Annotated in this window: 1 protein-coding gene; it reads left to right on the plus strand. The window is 62.2% G+C overall.

What is annotated here, in order from left to right; genetic code table 11:
* Positions 1–1,102, plus strand: a 1,102-nt coding sequence (locus DBR24_RS08595; RefSeq protein ID WP_146188998.1) for an AMP-binding protein, incomplete at both ends; no start/stop codon positions are given.

A 1,102-nucleotide genomic window follows, 5' to 3' on the forward strand; every position in this document is an offset into this window, starting at 1 on the left:
GCCGTCCGCCGGGCTGCACAGTTGAGTCAGGACGACTACAAGCGTCTGTACCGCGAATCCATTGAACACCCCACGACCTTCTGGGCCGAACAGGCCACGCGCTTCCTCGACTGGAGCACGCCGTGGCAGACCGTTCAGCGCTATGACCTGAAAACCGGCGAAGCGTCCTGGTTTGCCGGCGGCCAGCTGAATGTCAGTTACAACTGCATCGACCGCCACCTCGCCCGACGCGGCGAGCAGACCGCGATTCTCTGGGAAGGCGACGACCCGGCCGAATCGGCGCAAATCACCTACAAGAAACTGCACCACCATGTCTGCCGCCTGGCCAACGTGCTGAAAAGTCGTGGCGTGAAGAAAGGCGACCGGGTGTGCATCTACATGCCGATGATCCCCGAAGCCGCCTACGCCATGCTCGCGTGCGCACGGATCGGCGCCATCCACTCGGTGGTGTTCGGTGGATTTTCCCCGGATTCATTACGTGACCGCATTCTCGATGCCGACTGCCGCACGGTGATCACCGCCGATCAAGGCGTGCGCGGCGGCAAGTTCGTGTCATTGAAACAGAACGTCGACAAAGCCCTGCAAAATTGCCCCGACGTCAGCACCGTCGTGGTGGTCGAGCGCACGCAAGGCAAAGTCGATTGGGTCGAAGGCCGCGACCTCTGGTATCACCAGGCCGTGCGTGACGTCAGCGACGACTGCCCGCCAGAGCCGATGGACGCCGAAGATCCGCTGTTCATCCTCTACACCTCGGGCAGCACCGGCAAACCCAAAGGCGTGCTGCACACCACCGGCGGTTACCTGCTGCAAGCAGCGATGACCTTCAAGTACGTGCTCGACTACCGCGAGGGCGAAGTGTTCTGGTGCACCGCTGACGTCGGCTGGTTCACCGGCCACAGCTACATCGTTTACGGCCCGCTGGCCAATGGCGCGACCACGCTGATATTCGAAGGTGTGCCGAGCTACCCGAACAGCTCGCGCTTCTGGCAAGTGATCGACAAGCACAAGGTCAACATCTTCTACACGGCGCCGACCGCCCTGCGCGCCCTGATGCGCGAAGGTGCCGAACCGTTGAAGGAAACGTCGCGCCAGAGTCTGCGAT

The organism is Pseudomonas sp. HMWF006 (genome assembly GCF_003061205.1).
In the GTDB taxonomy this organism is placed as follows: domain Bacteria; phylum Pseudomonadota; class Gammaproteobacteria; order Pseudomonadales; family Pseudomonadaceae; genus Aquipseudomonas; species Aquipseudomonas monsensis.